Below are 17,401 nucleotides of genomic sequence, written 5' to 3'. Positions count from 1 at the left end.
TGCTTCGGAACAGAGGGAGAGACACCTTGGCTGGCAATGGTCGGGTAAACCACTCAGGGCTGACGTTTGAATCGCCCCTGGTTTTCTAGACACTCTCCAGTCTCTGGAAATAGCGCTTTTCAAACTCTACCGGCGACAGCTGGTTGTTGAAACCGTGCCGGCGTTTTGGGTTGTAGAACATCTCGATGTAATCGAACACATCGGCTCTGGCATCCTGCCTGGTGCTATAGATCTTTCGCCTGATCCGCTCCCGCTTCAGCAGCTGGAAAAAGCTTTCCGCTACCGCATTGTCATGGCAGTTGCCACGCCGACTCATGCTGCCAAGCAAGTTGTTGGCTTTCAGAAAGCTCTGCCAGTCGCCGCTGCTGAACTGGCTACCTTGGTCGGAATGAATCATCACTTCCTGCTTTGGCTTACGCCGCCAAACCGCCATCAGCAATGCATCAATAGCCAGATCGCTAGTCATCTGCGGCTTCATTGACCAACCGATTACCTGCCGCGAAAACAGATCGAGCACCACCGCCAAAAATAACCAACCCTCATAGGTGCGGATGTAGGTTATGTCCGTAACCCAGACCTTGTTCGGTTCAGTGACATTGAATCGACGCTCAAGATGATTCGGTGAGGCCACTGGAGGCTTGCCACCATAACGTCCTGGACGTCGCCGATACCCCGTCTGCGAACGCAGGCCTTCCTGGCGCATTAATCGAGCAACGCGATGCCTGCCGCACTGTTCTCCCAGCTCACGCAGGTCGTCATGGATTTTGCGGTAACCATAGACGCCACCGCTCTCTAACCAGGAGTGCTTGATCAAACCCAGCAGCCGCTGATCATCCTTTGCTCGTGCCGACTTCGGCTCAGCCAGCCAGGCGTAGTAGCCACTGGCATGAACTTTCAGGGTCAGGCACAGGCGGCGAACCGAATAGTCTGCGGATAGCTGACTAATGAAGGCGTACTTCAGCCGCACTCCTTGGCAAAGTACGCGGCGGCCTTTTTTAGGATGTCTCGCTCTTCGGTCACGCGCTTGAGTTCCGCACGCAGACGACGTAGCTCAGCGTGTTGATCGTCCTCTTGCGCCCGCTGTTCTTGGGGCTTGCTGTAGCGCTTCACCCAGGCATACAGGCTGTGTGTCGACATGCCCAAACGAGCAGCTACCTCAGCCACCGGCAGACCTCGCTCGGTCACCTGTTTGACTGCTTCGATTTTGAATTCTTCGGGATAACGCGGGTTGCTCATGGCACCTCCTAATGGGCCGTATTATGAGGCTCGGAGGTGTCTACGAAACTAGGGGCGATTCACATTTCTCGGTTGGACTTCGCCACTATGTCTAATAGTCTATTTTCCAGTCGCAGGAGTGCAATGAGCATGCAAGCGGTGAACATCCAGAAAGATGAGGAGTTTGGGAGGTTGTAACCACGAATCATCGCCGATAATCGTTCGGAAATTGGCGGGTATTCTTGATCTCCCCAACGTGCATGTCCTGGTGTTATCGCATGGATGATCACTGCTGCCAGGGTTATTCCGGCTGCTCTCTTCCATTGAACTTCGGTGTAGCTGTGTCCGTGCTTTTCTGCATAATCAGCGAGACCACTCATCATGAAGTCACGGGCCCAGGTGTCACATGCGATTTCCTCTTCAGGTCGTAGTGAAGGTGCGTTCTTGTCGGCGCAAAACATGACATGTTGAAACTCGTGAAGAATCGAAAATGCGAGCGCGAGCCCTGCCAGATCGAAAGCAGCTTTATGCTGGACGTCTTCAAGTTCGTCGCGAATATCAATCGGTTTGGGTATGTCCGCTGGCCAAGAAATATCAGCTGGTTGCTCGGCCGCGATAAGGGAATGGACGCTGGCGATGCGCTGTTTATAGTCGAATTCGAATTGCCCTCGTTCTTCGTCCATATTAAGTGCGTCATCAAGCGATGCGCCAGTCATTGTCGCTACGACCACGGCCGGTGAGTAAACTTCGATTGCACGCCATGCGCTAAAGCCGAGTAGCCAATAAATCTCGATCGTCTTGATGTTGAACTTTATGCGTTTAGAGTTGGCGTTCATCGTCACGCCCTTCGCATCCTTTGCAATTTCCACACTGTGTCCGTACTTCCTCCAGAGGCCACTGATCTCATCAGCACGTTCCGGTACGGCTCCACGCAGAAGATTAAGGATAATTGTGTTGTCGGATGCTGTGGTTGCCATAGTTGGCGATATTCCTCTGGTCAGAGAACAGTTCTGGGATCAACTGCTAGCAGGACGAACTTCCTTATGCCTTGCTAGCTCCGTCCAGGGGCTGTGTGAAGTATGGTTACTGAGGAGAGAACCGTGTTTTCCCAGATTGTGCTGCATTCGATGTGACCGTGACGCTCGAACCAGTGAGTGGCGCCTGGAAGGAGTTGGAGCGATAGGGGGTTGGTGGCTAGTGGATTGTGAAACACTTCTAGCTCCTGGCACCACGCTTCGCCCCATGGCCAGAGCGCCTCATATTCAGGACTGTCGACCGACAGCTCGAACGGGATCGGCTCCAACGCGCCGGGGGTTCGATCGAAGAGGATGCCGCGTCGGATCATTGTTAGGCCGGGAGGTCGCCATCCTGCAAGAAAGCCCATGCGGTTGAACTTAGCGAGCGTCGCTGCGTTGCTGAAGATTACGGCGGAAAGATGGGCGAAGTCTGGATCACGGAAGAGCCCTGCAGGGATGCCATGCTTGCCCGAGAGGTTGGCTATCGGCGTCCCGGCTGCCCTGCGTTGTGCTCCTTCTCCTTCGATATCGGCGCGTAGCCCATAGAGATAGGTGGGCAGCGCCTCTCGGCTCCAGACCATCGAGCCGGATTGGTGGAAATCCGCCAGCGCGAGGGCAAATGGTCGGCCCTTCACATGCTCCAGCTCATGATAGTTGCGTTGGAGCTTGCCCCGCAGCGTCTTGGCGAAGCGTTCGGCAGGATCTCCGGTCAGACGTTCGTTACGATCCTCCGGTGCTTGTACCCATTCGCCTATCCCGCCGGCTCGTGGAGTCTCGGAGTTTGCTGTTACCGCCTCGATCCAGCACTCGATACTGTCTTTCTCGATTAGGAAGTCTGGCGAGACGTAGTCTTGCAGGACGTTCACGCCTTGTTCGCGCAAGCTGGCGAGAAGGTAGAGTTCGAAGAGCCGAGAGGAGAAGTTGTTGGTCTGAAAATCAGGAACAAAGTTGGCGTCAGGGTTAGGAAGCGCGAGATAACATTCGCCTATCGCCATCAGCGCCGGTAGATGGCTGTTTGTGCTCGTCAGCAACTCGAACTCCGGGGATGTCCCTCGCGGCCCAGGTTTTATCAATAGAGGGCGGCGCTTGGAGCCTGGCGGTAAGGGTTCTGGTGGGGCACCGGCGCGCATGCTAATGCTGAGACTGCTGAGCGCGGATTGGGGGGTAGGGTAGGGGCCGCTTTCATTAATGACGGTCCAGCGATGATCGACGCGTCGGCGCAGTGCCAAGGTGGTGAAAACTCCGAGCTTCGGGTCGAGTAGGATGCAGCCGCTCGTGCTGCTGCGCTCTGCCTGATAGGCTCTGAAAATATGTGCTGGCTCGAAATTGGGCCCGCGTTCGAGCGACAGCGCATACAGTTCAAACTGCCGTTGGCTAATTGGCGTGATCAGGTGCTTCTCATCGGCTAGGGGCATCGCCGACCTCATGGGCCTGCGGGCTGCAGGTATGCGCGCGAGACTTTATTGTCATGACGTTTCCGGCGAGCTTGCTGAGCCCAGTATGTCGGTGAACTCCCATTGGTCGCCGCTCTGGCTCGTCACGAACTCTCGATCCCAGATGCCCCAGTTCGTGGGCAGCGGAATCTGCGCCAATGGGTTATGGACATAGGTAATCGGGCGGATCTGGCGCGAGAGGTTGCCGATGCCGATTCGAGACCAAATGACACCCGAAATGTTGGCGAAACGCTCGTCTAGGAAGGCCGTGCGCGGGATTGGGCTGCGTTCGCGATAGATCAAGGGTGCTGAGTGGAAGCCTTCTTCAAGGACATCGCCGGTATTGCGGTCGATGGAGAAGTAGGCATCGCCGATCGGAAACAGTGTCGTCATGATGAGGGGCAACGGCTGTTCGGCGACGTAGACACCGAAGCGGCTCGCGCTAATTGCGATGATGCGGGTGTCTTCCGGCGCGATTACGTCTTGCTCAAGGTAGTGTGCGATCTTCTGCGCCTTGGTCCAAAAGGCTCCAGAGGTCCGAAGCTGTACTTGGCGGATGGGCGCGGCGACAATGCCGCCACCCTTATTGATCGGTATGGGGCGGACGATCTGGTCAGGGCCCGGCGCACCTTCGTCGGGCGTGATGGCCTCGATCCAGATTCGGCGACCCTCTTCGAGAACGCAAAGATCCGGTTGTCCACCTTCTCGCTGGCGTTCGTTTACGGGGAGTAATGTTCGGCCCGCTTCTAGTAGGGTGCAGCCCAGATACATTTCCCAGAAGCGGCCGTCTACATCACGTGCGAAGCCTTGCCGGAAATCTGGGTCAGCATAAGGCTCGTAGGACTCCCACATTTCCTGCAATGTGAAGCGTAGTTGCTGCTCAATGGTACTCGTGGCGGCTTTTAGGTTCTCGAACCCGCGATCAAGGTTGGCACCATCAACGTCAAAAAGGTCGCTCATCGTCCTCTCTCTTTTTGTGTTGCACCGTTTCACGTGCATCGGAAAAGGCACAGGAAGCAGATGGGCCTTCTTTATATATGGCAGATATTACTGGTTACGAGCTTTTAAAGGGCTGAGCCCTATGGGTCCCGTAATGGTGTTCGTTTGATTGAACCTGTCAGCCTCAGGCAGATGCCCGTCCTCGAACTCAGCCAACGCCGGCTATGGTCGTGGATCTCCCCGAAAGCTGGCGGCAAGTTAAGATCGACAATCGGGTTGAGGGTGTTGGTGTTCCCCACGCTGCTTTCCCGCCGCCTCCAGCGATGTTGACGGTAAAAGTGGCGGTAAACCCCGAATCGATCGCCGCCGATCCCTTTAACTATGCGGGTTAAGGCGACCTATTGATGATTGAGTGGGTTAATTCACCTTTGGCTCAGATCGTCTAAGAGAGTGCTGAAAACCGCCTCCTCTGGAATGGCGAGTCCTTGGGTGTCCATAGCTGTATGCAGCTCTTTGTCCCATAGAGCCTCGACCCCGTTGATGTCCAAATCGCGCGGTCGCGTCGGCGCTACCATCACCGCTTCGAGGTAGTCTCTGCTACCGAATCGCCAAGGGACTGCCTGCCAAGTACGCATCACGTGATTGCCGATGCCGATCCCGGGCCAGTCATAGTCGCCGTGATAGAGCAGTCGTGCGCCAGCCGAGGTCAATTGATCGAGCAGAATTCGCTGTGCAGCGGCGGGCATGCCATCGGTGCAGACCAACGGAGCACTGTCAGCACCCAGACGGTCGGCGACAATGGCTACTATGTTCGGGTTCTCACATACGTAGACATTCCGACCCTCCACTTGCCAGGAATATGGCTTGCGAACCAATTGCCGCAGTGAGAGGTAGGCGGGTTCTCCAGGCAACCAGGTGCGGGGGGCGTCTGGAACTACAGGCAAGTTAAGAAAGAGAGCAGGGCGGGCCAGCTCGTTGACGAGAACTCCTGCCCTTGACCAGACCTCCCGCAGACGCTCTTCCGCGCCACCGCCAGTCTCGGCTGCTGCTTCATCCTCCTGTAGGCCATCCTTGCGCTCGTGCAGGCGCCACGCCGACAGTACCAGAGTCGCTACAGGGCGGCCGGTGTCTAGCGCATGGGCATCACCCAGTGTTTCGGCGGCAAGTTGCGAGCGAGGCAGTCCTTCCACGGGTAGGCGGCGGAGCACAATATCAGTTGCTACCAGTAGCTGTTGAGCGCGCGCGGGATTGCTCCCAAGACGCTTTAGCAGGGGCATGGAGGTGGCTGAGTTTTGCAGCCAGGCGCGGAGAATCGGGCTGCTTTCAGCCGACGCCGACGTTGTCAGGGCTGACCATTGTTCCGATAGCGTTTTACGGAGCCTGGCTTTCGCAACAATTGGGCCATCCAGCTGCTCTAGGGCATCTTGTAGCGAGGTGGCGAGCCCGGCTGCACGCAACCGAGCATCGAGGTCGGTAATGTCCAGCGTCATTGAGCGTGCTATACGCGAGGGACGACCAGTCAGTTGGCAAAGAGCCGAGTATTCGACCGGGTTAAGGTTGTTCAAGTGGATCGATGATAGCGTCTCCGCTTCATCGAGCAGCTCAAAACGGCGGCGTAAGCGCTGGCGTAGGGCTGCCAGGGTTAGCTCGCCGAGCAAACGCTGTAGGCGTATATCGGGAATGGTCTTCATGCCAAGGGGAACCTGCGATCAGGATCTTCTTCGAGTCGCTTAGCCCGTCCATCCCAGGTCCAGCGCGAGACGAACACCGCATCGATACCTTCACGACGCTGTAACTGGCAGATCGACACGCCAGGTAGCTCCGCATAGCAGGCCCACTCCCGTTCGCTGGTGATGACGAAGTCCAGGTCGAATTCCCGCACCAGGCCCATGCAGTGGGCGCGGGCGGTATCGTCGATACCGGCGAAGGCTTCGTCGAGCAGCATCAAGCGTGGCGCCAAGGGACTGCCGCCGTGGCCGTAGAAGCTGGCGATGGCTGCGAATAGTGGTACGGTCAGGCCCAGTGCGCGCTCGCCGCTGGAAGCCGGCCCGGACAGCTTACGCCATTGACCATCCTGCTGGCGCTGGATGCGGAAACGGTGCCAATAGCGGTAGTCCAACGCGTGGGCGAGTTGATCGAGCAGGCTACTGCCGGCGCTGTCGGCGTCGGCCAGGGCGCGTTCGGTGGCGATCTGCTGTTGCAGCATGATGCCTACTGCGCGCCGGTCCTCGGCCGTCCAAAGGTCTGCGCTGGTATTGAGCAGGCTCTGGCGGGCAGCTTCCAGGCCGGCTGGCGCACCTTCCTCGGTGGATAGCGGCTCCCATAGAAGACGGTAGCGTACGCCTGTGGTGGTTGGGCGTTTGTGCAGTTCGTGGTTTATCGCCTTGACTCGGTCGTCGGCAGCCCGCATCAGGCGCTGGAGTTCGGCGGCGATTTCCGCCTGGAGGTGATTTTCCAATACCTCGCGTTCGCGCGCAGACAACAGTTCGCTGCGCTGGGCGATATCCTCGGCCAACAGTAGCGCGAGGGTATCGGGGCGCTCGGCACGGTTCTGGTACTGGATTGTGACGGTGATGCCCCAATCGTTGGGTTCTGAGATAGCCTGGTGGTTCAAGGCGCTCAGCCCGCGCTGTAGTTCACTTAGGTCTTCGGCGATCTGTTTCTGTACGCGGGCCCAAGTGACCTCGTCATCGGCGATGTCAGCCAGCGCCTGTTCGATGCGGCGGGCTAGGTTCAGCGCCGGGTCGATACTCCAATGCTCAGGCAATTGCAGGTCCGGCAATGCGGCGGCCAGCAGGCCGCTGGCGCTGAAATGGCGAAGGCGTTCGACGGCCATGGCGCGCTCGTTGCTACGCTCGCTCAGAGTCTGCTCAGTGCGTTCGACGTGCGCTGCGGTCACGGCCAGCCTTTTTTCCGCTTCGCCCAGCGCTGTGCGGCGTGTTTCGGCGTCCTGCTCGGCCTGCGCACGTCCGGCGAGCGCGGTGGCCAGTTTTGCCAGCAATTCTTCCACCTGCTGGCCGATGGACTGGCGTAGCGCCTCCAAGCGGACCCGGGCCTGTTCGGCCTGCTCGTCGGCGACCATCAGGGTTTCCTCAGCCTGTTCCAGCCCCCTGCGCGCTTCGCCTTCGCGCTGTTGCTGCTGGCACTGATCGGGCCATGCGCGCTGCCAGTCGCGCGCCGCCTGGACCAGATGCGCCTGGACGTTGGCGAAGTGTTCCAAGGCCTCTTCGGTTGCCGGTAGCAGCTCGGGGTCAGCCGGCAAGCTCAGGTCGGTCGCGTCGTGGTGTAACTGCTCGCGTGCCGATTGCCATGCGTCTTTGGCTTCCTGGCTGCGCGTTTCGGCCAGCACCAGCAGCTGCCGGGTCCGATCAACATCACGGGCGGCCTGCAGCGCGGCAGCAATCGCATCGTGCAGTTGGCGCTCGGAGGGTACGCTTTTCCGTTCCCGTTCGGCTTGGTTGCGCTCGGCGGCCAGGGTTTCGTATTGTCGTTCGAGCTTGGCTTGCGCCATGTCGAGTTCGGCGAGGAGGGTGGCGAGTGCTTCCAGCCGTCGTTGTCGCGCCAGCTCCCGTGCGCTACGGCCGATGTAGCCTGCCTCGGTTTTTTGCCAGGCACCTGCCAGCGGCCCCAGACGATAGCGACCATCAGGCGACAGCCAGGCTTCGGCATCGCTCGGCTCCTGCGTGCCGTAAGCCACGCCCGCCAACAGCGCAGTCAGCGTAGCTAGTGTGATCGGGCAGGCCTCGGGCAATGCGGGAATCAGCGCAGCGTTCAGGTTGGCACCGTTCACTGGCGCGCGCTGGTGCCAGCTGCTATCCAGCAGCGGCGTACCGTCGTTATCGCTCAATACCCCATTTGGCGACAGCCAGGCGTCAAGCAGGCCGCTGGCTTCCAGGGCGGCTTCCAGCCCGGCCCGTTGCGCGGCATCCAGGCTCGGGTGGAAATCCACCAGGTGCCAGAGTGGCGCGCCATGCCGTTGCAGGCGCACACCACTGGCCCGGGTGGTCGGCTCGGCGGGCAGCGCATCTTCGCCAGCGGCCAGGCGGGTGCACTCGTCCTCGATATCGGCGCGCTGCTTGTCCAGGCTAGTAAGGTTACTGTCCAGCTCCGCCTGTTGGGCGGCGTGTCGTTGCAGCGTCGTCTGCCAGGCGTTGTCCAGTGCCACTTGCGCCGGGTTTTCGCCTTCCGGAAGGGCCACCCACTCGGCCAGTTGCAGCAAGGGCTGCTCAGCATCGAAGCGCAGCTGGACGAGGCTTGTGCAGTGCTCGGACCAGGCTCCGAGCAATACGCTGCCTGCCTGTTCGGCGTGCTGATCGGCCCGCTCGCGTTGCGCCAGTGCTATGTCCATTTCACCGCGAATGCTTCGAACGTGTTCTTGCTTGTCCGCCAGTACCGCTTGGTGTTGGCTAACTTCGGCATGACGCTTACGTAGATGGGCGATGTCCTGGCGCCGATTTCTCACCAGCTCGCGCAGGGCTTCTTCAGCGGCCCTGTACTCGGGCGGATGTGCCGCGAGCGCTTCGGCTTCAAGGCTAAGCAGTGGGTTGATTGCGAGGTCTGCTGTTATAGCGAGTGCTTCGGCCGCGTCCAGCGTACGAGTACGCGACTTGTCCAGCTCATCGCGAGCTTGAGTGGCCGCAGCGATCCGTCGCTGGCTCAGTTCTACTTCGCTATTGAGTTTGCTACGTGCTTCATCGCGCTGTCGGCCTGCCGTGTGAGCTGCATGTTGCCGTTCAGTGGCATTGCGCTCTTCCAAGGCAAGACGGTTGGCGTCCTGGTTGGCGGGATCGCTCTGCAGCGTATCTACCAGCTCCCGGGCCGCCGAATACTTCAGCTTCGCGGCTTCGTGCTCCGCAAAAGCCTCACCCTGCGCGCTCTGTGCGCCGGCGAGTTCAGCCTGCGCTTGATTGCGGGCCTCGCTGGCGTTGTCGAAATGGGTTTGAGCCTGGCGTAGTTCGCGTGCCTGGCGCCGCGCCAACATACCGGTATAGATGCGGTAGCGCCGTTCAAACTGGGTGACGGTTTGCTCCAGAAGGCGCGTTTCTTCCAATTGAGTGCGGTCTTCCTCCAACTGGTTGAGCGCTTCGGCCACATCGCCCAGCAGCTCGGGTGGTAGCGGTGGCAGCGACTCGCTCAGGGCATTGGAAAGGCCGGTTTCGTCGGGTTTCTTCGACAGTTGTGGCTGGCGCAGCTGGATCAGCGTATCCATCAGCGCGTCATAGCGCCGTGTCCCTAGCTGGAACAGGCGCTCGTCCACGGCACGGCGATACAGCTGATGGTTTTCGAATAGCTGACCGCGTCCGCCAAGTGCATCGCGCAAGCGCTCGCGAGTAAGAACCTGGCGCTCGGCAGTGGTAAGCCAGAGATCTTCGCCGATACGTGGGTCTAGTGTCGTGCCGTCACCTTCCACGATGAAAAACCAGCTGTCCACTTGAGCCCGGCCATCGACTGCCGACAAACCGACCCCCAGGGTCAGGTAGCGGGGGCGGCCATCGAGCTCGCGTCGGCCGAACTCGATCCAGCTGTAGCCGATACGGCGGGGATAGTTGCCGACCAGGAGGTTCCAGGCCATCTTCTTGCCGCTATCACCGTCGGGCTCGACGCGCGACGAGCGCAATTGTGCGTCCAGCAGCAACGGTAAGGTCAGCGACAGCACCTTGGATTTCCCGGTGCCGTTATTGCCGCGTAGAAGTAAATGACCATCGTGGAACCAGAACTCCTCGCTGTCGTAGTGGAACAGTTCGACGAGGCCAAGACGTAAGGGCTGCCAGCGTTCGCGCAGAGGTTTGGGCAGTGCGGGGCGGGAGGAGGTGATGAATAGGTCGCTGGTCATGCGTCAGGCTCGGTTAGAAACAGGGTTTCGGCCCCCAGGGCGTTGCGTACCTCGGTCTGTCCGAGGGAGAAGCGGGCGATGGCGGGCAACGGATGTACGCCATGCATATCACGCAGCATTAGGCCCAGACGACATAGGCGAACGATGGCGATTTCCGCCAGCTCGTGTTCGGCGCCTGGCGCGCGCGCCGATTTGCGCCAGTAGCGGCCATATCGCCCAGCGGCCTCGCGCAGGAACAGGGCAATCTCGCTTTCGGTCGCTCGCAATGGGGCACGTTTATCCCGCAGACGCCGAGCTAGGTACTCCGCTACCAGCAGCGTTACATGAGCCTCAGTGCCCTCGGCGGGCATGGCTACATCCGTCAGTTGCCCGCTCTCATCGATCAGGGCCAGGCCTTCGGCACGTTGCTCGGCGACCAGTCCGGTGGCTTCACACAGGCGGTTGGCGAGAACACCCCGCTGATTGAGGAAATAGCTGCGCGTCTCTTCATCCAGGCTGTCGGTATACAGCACCGGATCGTCGAGCAGGCGTCGCGCCAGGTGGTGGCGTATGGCGTCGCGCCTGCCTTGCTCGCTGTCCGCTGTAAAGCCGGTCACCAGTGCATGCAGCCGCGCCTCGGTATTTCCCGGAGTCTCCTCTGTGCTCCAGGTCGAGGGCCCGCGCACCGCCGCCAGCAGGCCGGCCAGCAAGCGCCGGTGAATGTCGTAGAGCGCGTCGGACTGTGGCCCGCTGCCGTCCTGTACGTAACTCTCTTCCTCGCCAGCGACACGTTCGAGAACGCCATGAGCCAGGAGGGTACGGCACACCATGACCAACTCGCGCCTTTCGGCAGCGCCGTGCAAGGTGAAGGCGAAACCCAATGTCTGCAATGCCGGGTCGGCGGCTTGTTGTACGATCCGTTCGCCGATCTGTCGCAGGGTGATCTGCGGGTCGGCTCGCTCCAGCACTGCAGCAGCCAGACTCAGCAGTACATAGCGACGTCGGTCATAGTCCGGCAGGCCGCGGGTCGGGGCGGACAGGTCGGCCGGGCGCTTGAACAGGCGGGCACCCTCGCGGTCCACATGCAGCGGCCAGCCGGTCTCGCGGGCGAACCACTCGCGCAGGCGCTCGGCTTGGCGACGTACTGCGGGGAAGTCCGCGTGCCCTGGCGGCATGAGCGGGCACATCAGCAGGCTGCGCAGAGCCCGGCGGAATTCGTCTTGTTGCTGCGCCTTCTGTGTTTCTCCGACATGTCGGATGCCACGGCGGGACGAGGGTATGCTCATGATCTGTCCTCGGTGAGCCGGATCGTCAGCAGATGATCCCGGCCGGAGAACACGCCGGCGGCCGTGCAGATTTGGGCGCGGCTGTTTTCAGCCAGAGGTTCCAGGCGAATATGCAGCAGACCGTCGCCCGTTTGGCGCTCGACAGGGCTGTTCGGGTCCTGTTGTTCAGCCAGTGCCTCGCCAAGCAATCCTAGAAAGAGGCCGAAAGCTTGCACATCGAGCTCACCTAGCTCCGATAGGCGAGTCGGGCTGCCGGTCGCCAATCTCCGTCGAGCAGCTTCGACTTGACGCGATTCCTCCGCTAATTGCTGAGCCATCAGCGCACGATCCCGGCTACGATCCCGCACTTTCGCCAGTGCGCCACGCGGTGCGGCTTCTCCGTACTCGCGCAGGCGAGGATTGATGATCAGCGGCGGTGCATCCAGCCAAGAGGTGCTCGCTGGCACGTCGTCTGCGTCAGCAACCTCAAGTGAGAAGTGGCGTGCTGGCTGTAGCGCGAATGCTGCATGCGCAAGACGGTGAGCATCGTTGTCGGTGTCGCATGCAGCGAACCACTGCGCCAATACTCGGAAATCGGCCGACCGATCGCTGCGCCCACTGCGGCGCTCATTGATCGTCGCGATGGCACTTAACAGTTGCGGAATCGCCGAGCGTGCCCTTGCACGCAGCAGTTCTGCTTGAGGTGGTTCGTTGCCGGTTGCCAGGAACCAACCGCGTAATCCTTTCCAGCGCTCGCGCCAGATATCCTGGCGGCGTTGTGCTTCCTCTGCCTGTTCGCCAGTGCCGTCGGGGGCGGTATCACGTGCTTCACGTGTGGCGACTTGGCGCAAGACGTAGTCGATGGAGGTGGACAGGTCATGCAACGTGCGAGCGATGGCGTCGGAGCGACGGATCAGATCGCCCATGAAGCGTTCGAGATAGTCGATCAACCGTCGCTTGTAGGCGACCAATGTGGTTGCGTCGGCCTGCTGCAATTCCAAACTACGCGCCACCCCAGCCATGAACGCTTGGGCGTTTTCAGCAAGGCCCTCAAACACTCGCACCAGATCACGCAGAATTTCATGTGCCTTGGCAGTATCCAAGTCATCCCTGGATTGCGCTTCGCGCATTAGTCGCTGCAAGGCCTGTAGACGGCTGTCGATATCCTCCAGCGCGACCGTTTGTAGCTCGGCTCTATGACGGAGGCTCTGCGCGAACGCGGTCAGCCCTGCCTCTACTGCCTCGCCGCCGCGCGATAGCCGATAGAGAAAACGTGCCCGGTAATAGTCATTGAGCGTGGATACACGCGTCATGTCCGGCTGCGATTCGAGATTGCCCCAGGCCGCCAACTGAGCTAATGCAGCGGCAACCTCCTCCTGAGCCGGTGGCGTCCGTTGACCCCATTTCGCCTCGGACAATACTTCGTCGGGCCGTAATTGCAGGCGGTACTGGCGCTTGGCAGCCGCGAACACCTCCATGATGGCGCGATAGAGGGCTGCCTTTTCCGCCGTGGCGTGGCGGAACAAGTCCGCTGAAGCTTCCGGCCAGGATGATTCGTGAATCACCAAATTTTGCCTCAGTGACCTTCCGTGATCGACGAGGCCATTCTTCAGCCCTCTTCGCTATTTGCCAAGCCTTACCCGCGATTCACGCGGCAAGGGGTAAAGGGATGCCGGTGCAGTGTGTTCGTAACAGCGCTATTTTTGCGACGCACCCGCTTGAGGCCGGGCCCATTGGCAGCTCATGCACTACTGCACTTCTACTGCTGCAGCGTCAACGGTGCAGTTCTCTTGGTTTCATTTGTATAGGGGTTGATTACGGGGGGGCTTGCGCCACTGTTGCGTCCAAAGAACGGCCAGAATTGGCCAGGTAAGGGCTGCCTGACTTGACGCTGGGGGGGCGTATGCCGTACATCAGAGATATAGGTGGCGTTATGCCACTAACTGCCAGAATTCCAAGGAAGGACCGTGATGTCGCAAGATCTTCTACTTACGCAGAATGCCCAGTTCTATCGCCCAACTGCACCTTTCACGAAGGCTACGCTTACCGTCATCCTCGAAGCTGCTAGTTCCAATATGACAATTGGCAGCGCGCTTATCGCGGACATTATTGATCATGAGGATACGCTTCCAGATGGCAGCAAGTTTTCCTATAGCCTTCGTGTCTTCAAGACAGACCGCGATGTACATTTTTGGCAGCAGCCGATCAAAGACACAATTTATGCATTTATATTGATCGTTGTTGTTGATGGCTGTATTGCTATTTTTAAAAAGTCTTGTGCCAGTATAGCGGAAAGCATGGATAAACATGCGAAGCTGATTCGAAGTAGTGAGCTAACCTCCGCATTTAGCGACGTCGATGCGCAGTATCAAAAGATGGCAACCCGCAACATGACCGTTTCCGATCGTGCTATGCGTGGTCGAGCCTTCGAAGCCTCTGATCTGAAAGGGCTTATGTCTGTACATGCTGCAGGGCGGTCAATCCCGTACTTCTTCAAGCTGAAACTAAAAGGCCGTACCAAGACTATATCCGCGCAAAGTGGTCGCGTGGTCGAGGCATCGGAGCGTAAATCAATCCATCACGCCGTGGAGTGGGCTAGGGCACAGCTACACGACATCCATAATCCTTCCACTGAAAAAGACTTTCTCAACAATTTTGCCAAATTTATAGATCTAGACCTGGTCTGGAAATCAAGCACACCAAACGCGGTTTTGCTGGAGCATTCTTTTTTTGTTGAGAACGTAGTTAACCAAGGTGTTCCAATTTTCTACACCGCCAGAAGTGGTCGTGTCATCGAGATGACATCCAAGCAAATAAAATCTTTGATTGCGGAGATGGAGCAAGTTTACGAGATCGGGCCGGCGCCAGACCATGAGCTCGTAGGCAGTTTCCGGCAGGCTGAACTCAAAAAAAATTTGCATTCAATTGCTGTAAATAGTCTGGCACTTCGAAGTGTCAATTTTGAGCAAAACGGCAAGAAGACGACGCTTCAGGCCTACATAAAGAAGCATAATCTCGCGACCATCACATTTTCCGATCCAAGGTACATGTACTTCATGGGACAGTGCTTCGAGGATGGTGCAGGGATCAATGAAATTCCTGCAATGCTTCGAACGCTGAAGGTCCTACCAACACTTTCTTTAGCTACTTCGGAGAAAGGCGAGGTCACGAAGAAGATAACCAAGTTCGATTCCGTCTCGATATTCGACATCGTCGAGAGAGCGCATGGTGCCGACGACTACATTTTTTGCGATGACCTGGGTAATGAGTGGGCTGATCATATCACCTTCAATCAGGCCGATTTCTCAGTGTCTTTCATACACTCCAAACACGGAAAGCCCAGCAGGTCAGCAAGCAATCTTCATGAGGTCGTTGGTCAGGCTATTAAAAACATTGGCAATATGGATATTGAGCCAAAGATTTTTCTAAAGAAATATAAAGAGAAGTTTCGAAAAAACTATAGTGGCGGACTTATAAGTCGCACAAGAAAAAGTCTTCCTGGTAAGTTCGAAGACTATCTTTATAGAGTAAGGCAGGATTACCGATTCAATCGCAGGTGCATTATCTGCTGCTCGTTCATTTCTAAAAAAATGATAGAGAAAGAATTTGTGAAAATCCAAAAGGGCAAGGCTGTGGCTGGAAATATAACCCAGCTCTACTGGATTTTGTCGTCATTCGTGCATGCGGCTAAAGAGGCTGGGATACATCCAATTGTTTATTGTCAAGAGTGAGGCGGAATAAACGATTTTCACATGCGGCTTGATGGCTTAGGCTGGTGTGTCACTGGATCTGTTTTTATAGTTACTTTACTCAGAGTGCAAAAGCTGCATGCCTTCAATCGTAAATTCAAAATTGAAAAAAGAGTCATTGTCCAAAACGCTCGAAAAATACAGCGAGGCGGTGGATTGGCTAGAGTCAAAAGGACTTCATGTTCGCGCTAGCAGATACGGTAGGTATGCTGCCCACTACGAAAGACTGATTGATAATTGGGGGAGTGAGAGTTTCAGTCAGATTTCTGCCGATCGTGACTATGCGAGCTCTATTTATGAGGTGCATGGAGTTATAGAGATAAAAGATAAGCTGTCTGAGCTTTACTGTGAGGAGCTACATCAAGGTTTAAGGAAGATTATTTCTGGGCAGGAGAGATATAGCGATGAGTTGGTGGGTTCAAAGCCTAATTCTGCAAGGGATTTTTTGTTTGAGCTTTATATGGCTAGATGCTTCAAGCGGGCAGGGTATTCTATAGATTTTAAAACGGTCGCGGATTTTAATGCTCATGATGAGCAGGATTCGATATTTGTAGAGTGTAAGCGACCCTCTAAAGAAGATACCTTTGGTAAAAATGTTGAGAAGGCTCTAAAGCAAGCGGTTGGAAGGTTTAGCTCAAGTGATTTTCGTAATCAGAAAGGCATTGCTGCAATTGATATGTCCTCGTTGATTAATCCGGATAACGAGTTCACAAGAATTGATGGGTTTTCAAATATTTCAAGTCAGCTCAAAGCGGGCGATGAGCGGATAGCTTTAGAGGTTAGAAAATTCTTTAGCAAGTACGGCGAGGACTGTGTCTCAGTAATTTTGTATTGGCGGGTTCCCGTTTTGGATCCTAAGGAGGAAGCTGTCGGCCTTTATGAGCGGAGCTTTAGTGTTCCTCTATATTCCGTAGGGTCTGTTTCAGAGCAAGTATTTAGAAGGGTAAGTGAAAAGCTCAGTCGCTCTGTGGGATTGTAGCGCTCTTCGGCTTCGCTCAAGATTTTTTACTAAGTTTGAATTTTCCTTTTCCAATCGTGGAGTTTTTTATGGATAACGGTCCATCGATGGCCGCTCTCATAGAGGTTCTTAAGTCTAGTGAAGAACGCCCTGGCCCTAAAGATTGGAGCGGTCTGGAAGAACATGTTCAGGCGGTATATCAAACCTTGATTGATCTAGATGGTGAAAAAGCTGTCGTCGGGCGAAATGTGCATGTTCGCGGCAGGGATGGATCGGAATATCAAATAGATGTGTACTATGAGTTTGAGCTTGCCGGCGTGCGGCACAGAGTGGCCATAGAGTGCAAAAACACTAAGCGGGCAGTTGAACGTAATGATGTGATTACATTCAAAGGAAAGGTTGAGGACTGCTTTGGCCTGCAGGGAATCATTGTGGCTGCTAATGGTTTTCAAGAGGGTGCGACAAAATACGCGAATGATAACGGGATTATCGCTATAACACTAAACGAGTTACCCTCTATTGGAAGACTCCTTGGAATGAGGTTGGAGAGTGTCGCTATCCCGGGTACGCACGTGCTAGGGCAGCCATTTTGGACGATCTATGACATTAAAACATTTGCACCATTCGGAATGAGGCAGGGGGAAGACTCATATGCTTTGCTGTTTTATTCAAGGCACCAAGCAGAGAGATACGTTGAGCTAAATGGTTTAGGGGTTAATTGGTGTGTAAGAGGGCTTGAGGCTAAACATCTAGCGGTGTTTATATTAACCGTGGATGCAATGAATGCCACCTATGTTATTGCAGCTCCTGGCCACATGCTGGGACGGTTGGATGGAGATTTTGTCTTTGCGAAAATTGATCGAGGAGATCTGATCTCCACTTATTGTAAAGATCAGTCACTTCCTGAAAGTCCCATGGTAATGCCGTCATTGCGGTAGAGTCAGCGCCCTTGATGAGGCGGCTCATGAGCTCAAAGGGTCTTCAGTGTCTCTTTGATATTTCCCTTATGGAAGG

At 56.7% G+C, this 17,401-nt stretch carries 12 protein-coding genes; 4 read left to right on the top strand and 8 right to left on the bottom strand.

What is annotated here, in order from left to right:
- Positions 1-85: 85 nt before the first annotated feature.
- From LRS11_RS18045 to LRS11_RS18030, 4 genes are all read right to left on the bottom strand, one after another.
- A protein-coding gene (locus tag LRS11_RS18045; protein ID WP_260493668.1) for an IS3 family transposase occupies positions 86-1,236 on the bottom strand; the annotation gives its coding sequence in 2 pieces (ribosomal slippage) (positions 86-993 and positions 993-1,236; 1,152 coding nt in all).
- 59 nt (positions 1,237-1,295) lie between these two features.
- Positions 1,296-2,192 (bottom strand): phage exclusion protein Lit family protein, encoded by an 897-nt coding sequence (locus LRS11_RS18040; protein WP_260494246.1) that lies wholly within the window; start codon positions 2,190-2,192, stop codon positions 1,296-1,298.
- 74 nt (positions 2,193-2,266) lie between these two features.
- Positions 2,267-3,646, bottom strand: coding sequence for a hypothetical protein (locus LRS11_RS18035; RefSeq protein ID WP_260494245.1), 1,380 nt, complete (start codon positions 3,644-3,646; stop codon positions 2,267-2,269).
- 51 nt (positions 3,647-3,697) lie between these two features.
- The gene (locus LRS11_RS18030; protein WP_260494244.1) at positions 3,698-4,624 is read right to left on the bottom strand and encodes a hypothetical protein; all 927 of its coding nucleotides are present in this window, start codon (positions 4,622-4,624) and stop codon (positions 3,698-3,700) included.
- Between the two features lie 209 nt (positions 4,625-4,833).
- Between LRS11_RS18030 and LRS11_RS18025 the strand changes: the two genes are divergently transcribed.
- Positions 4,834-4,995 (top strand): hypothetical protein, encoded by a 162-nt coding sequence (locus LRS11_RS18025; RefSeq protein ID WP_260494243.1) that lies wholly within the window; start codon positions 4,834-4,836, stop codon positions 4,993-4,995.
- 30 nt (positions 4,996-5,025) lie between these two features.
- Here LRS11_RS18025 and LRS11_RS18020 read toward each other — a convergent pair whose 3' ends face one another.
- Genes LRS11_RS18020 through LRS11_RS18005 form a run of 4 tightly spaced genes read right to left on the bottom strand, consistent with a single transcriptional unit; the run spans position 5,026 to position 13,206 of the window.
- Complete coding sequence (locus LRS11_RS18020; protein WP_260494242.1) at positions 5,026-6,294, bottom strand: TIGR02679 family protein; 1,269 nt, start codon at positions 6,292-6,294, stop codon at positions 5,026-5,028.
- Positions 6,291-10,436 (bottom strand): TIGR02680 family protein, encoded by a 4,146-nt coding sequence (locus LRS11_RS18015; protein ID WP_260494241.1) that lies wholly within the window; start codon positions 10,434-10,436, stop codon positions 6,291-6,293. The genes LRS11_RS18020 and LRS11_RS18015 overlap by 4 nt, the downstream gene beginning before the upstream one ends.
- Entirely contained in the window at positions 10,433-11,701 is a 1,269-nt protein-coding gene (locus LRS11_RS18010) for a TIGR02678 family protein (protein WP_260494240.1), read from the bottom strand. Before LRS11_RS18010 ends, LRS11_RS18015 begins: the two co-directional genes overlap by 4 nt.
- Complete coding sequence (locus LRS11_RS18005) at positions 11,698-13,206, bottom strand: TIGR02677 family protein (protein ID WP_260494239.1); 1,509 nt, start codon at positions 13,204-13,206, stop codon at positions 11,698-11,700. Before LRS11_RS18005 ends, LRS11_RS18010 begins: the two co-directional genes overlap by 4 nt.
- A gap of 444 nt (positions 13,207-13,650) precedes the next feature.
- On the opposite strand from LRS11_RS18005, the gene LRS11_RS18000 reads away from it, so the two are divergent.
- The 3 genes from LRS11_RS18000 to LRS11_RS17990 all read left to right on the top strand — a co-directional run bounded on the left by LRS11_RS18000 (position 13,651) and on the right by LRS11_RS17990 (position 17,325).
- Positions 13,651-15,411, top strand: a complete 1,761-nt coding sequence (locus LRS11_RS18000; protein WP_260494238.1) for a hypothetical protein — start codon at positions 13,651-13,653, stop codon at positions 15,409-15,411.
- Between the two features lie 97 nt (positions 15,412-15,508).
- Complete coding sequence (locus LRS11_RS17995) at positions 15,509-16,408, top strand: hypothetical protein (RefSeq protein ID WP_260494237.1); 900 nt, start codon at positions 15,509-15,511, stop codon at positions 16,406-16,408.
- A gap of 68 nt (positions 16,409-16,476) precedes the next feature.
- Positions 16,477-17,325 (top strand): restriction endonuclease, encoded by an 849-nt coding sequence (locus LRS11_RS17990; RefSeq protein ID WP_260494236.1) that lies wholly within the window; start codon positions 16,477-16,479, stop codon positions 17,323-17,325.
- The last annotated feature ends 76 nt before the right edge of the window (positions 17,326-17,401 follow it).

Origin of the sequence: Pseudomonas sp. J452 (assembly GCF_024666525.1) — a bacterium.
Classification (GTDB): Bacteria; Pseudomonadota; Gammaproteobacteria; order Pseudomonadales; family Pseudomonadaceae; genus Aquipseudomonas.
The sequence above is the reverse complement of the archived record's forward strand: the minus strand, read 5'-3'. Positions and strand labels throughout refer to the sequence as shown.

Coding starts and splice junctions, on each gene's coding strand:
- LRS11_RS18040 (WP_260494246.1), bottom strand. CDS start 2,192: ATGGCAACCACAGCATCCGACAACACAATTATCCTTAATCTTCTGCGT.
- LRS11_RS17990 (WP_260494236.1), top strand. CDS start 16,477: ATGGATAACGGTCCATCGATGGCCGCTCTCATAGAGGTTCTTAAGTCT.
- LRS11_RS18020 (WP_260494242.1), bottom strand. CDS start 6,294: ATGAAGACCATTCCCGATATACGCCTACAGCGTTTGCTCGGCGAGCTA.
- LRS11_RS18030 (WP_260494244.1), bottom strand. CDS start 4,624: ATGAGCGACCTTTTTGACGTTGATGGTGCCAACCTTGATCGCGGGTTC.
- LRS11_RS18000 (WP_260494238.1), top strand. CDS start 13,651: ATGTCGCAAGATCTTCTACTTACGCAGAATGCCCAGTTCTATCGCCCA.
- LRS11_RS18010 (WP_260494240.1), bottom strand. CDS start 11,701: ATGAGCATACCCTCGTCCCGCCGTGGCATCCGACATGTCGGAGAAACA.
- LRS11_RS18035 (WP_260494245.1), bottom strand. CDS start 3,646: ATGCCCCTAGCCGATGAGAAGCACCTGATCACGCCAATTAGCCAACGG.
- LRS11_RS17995 (WP_260494237.1), top strand. CDS start 15,509: ATGCCTTCAATCGTAAATTCAAAATTGAAAAAAGAGTCATTGTCCAAA.
- LRS11_RS18015 (WP_260494241.1), bottom strand. CDS start 10,436: ATGACCAGCGACCTATTCATCACCTCCTCCCGCCCCGCACTGCCCAAA.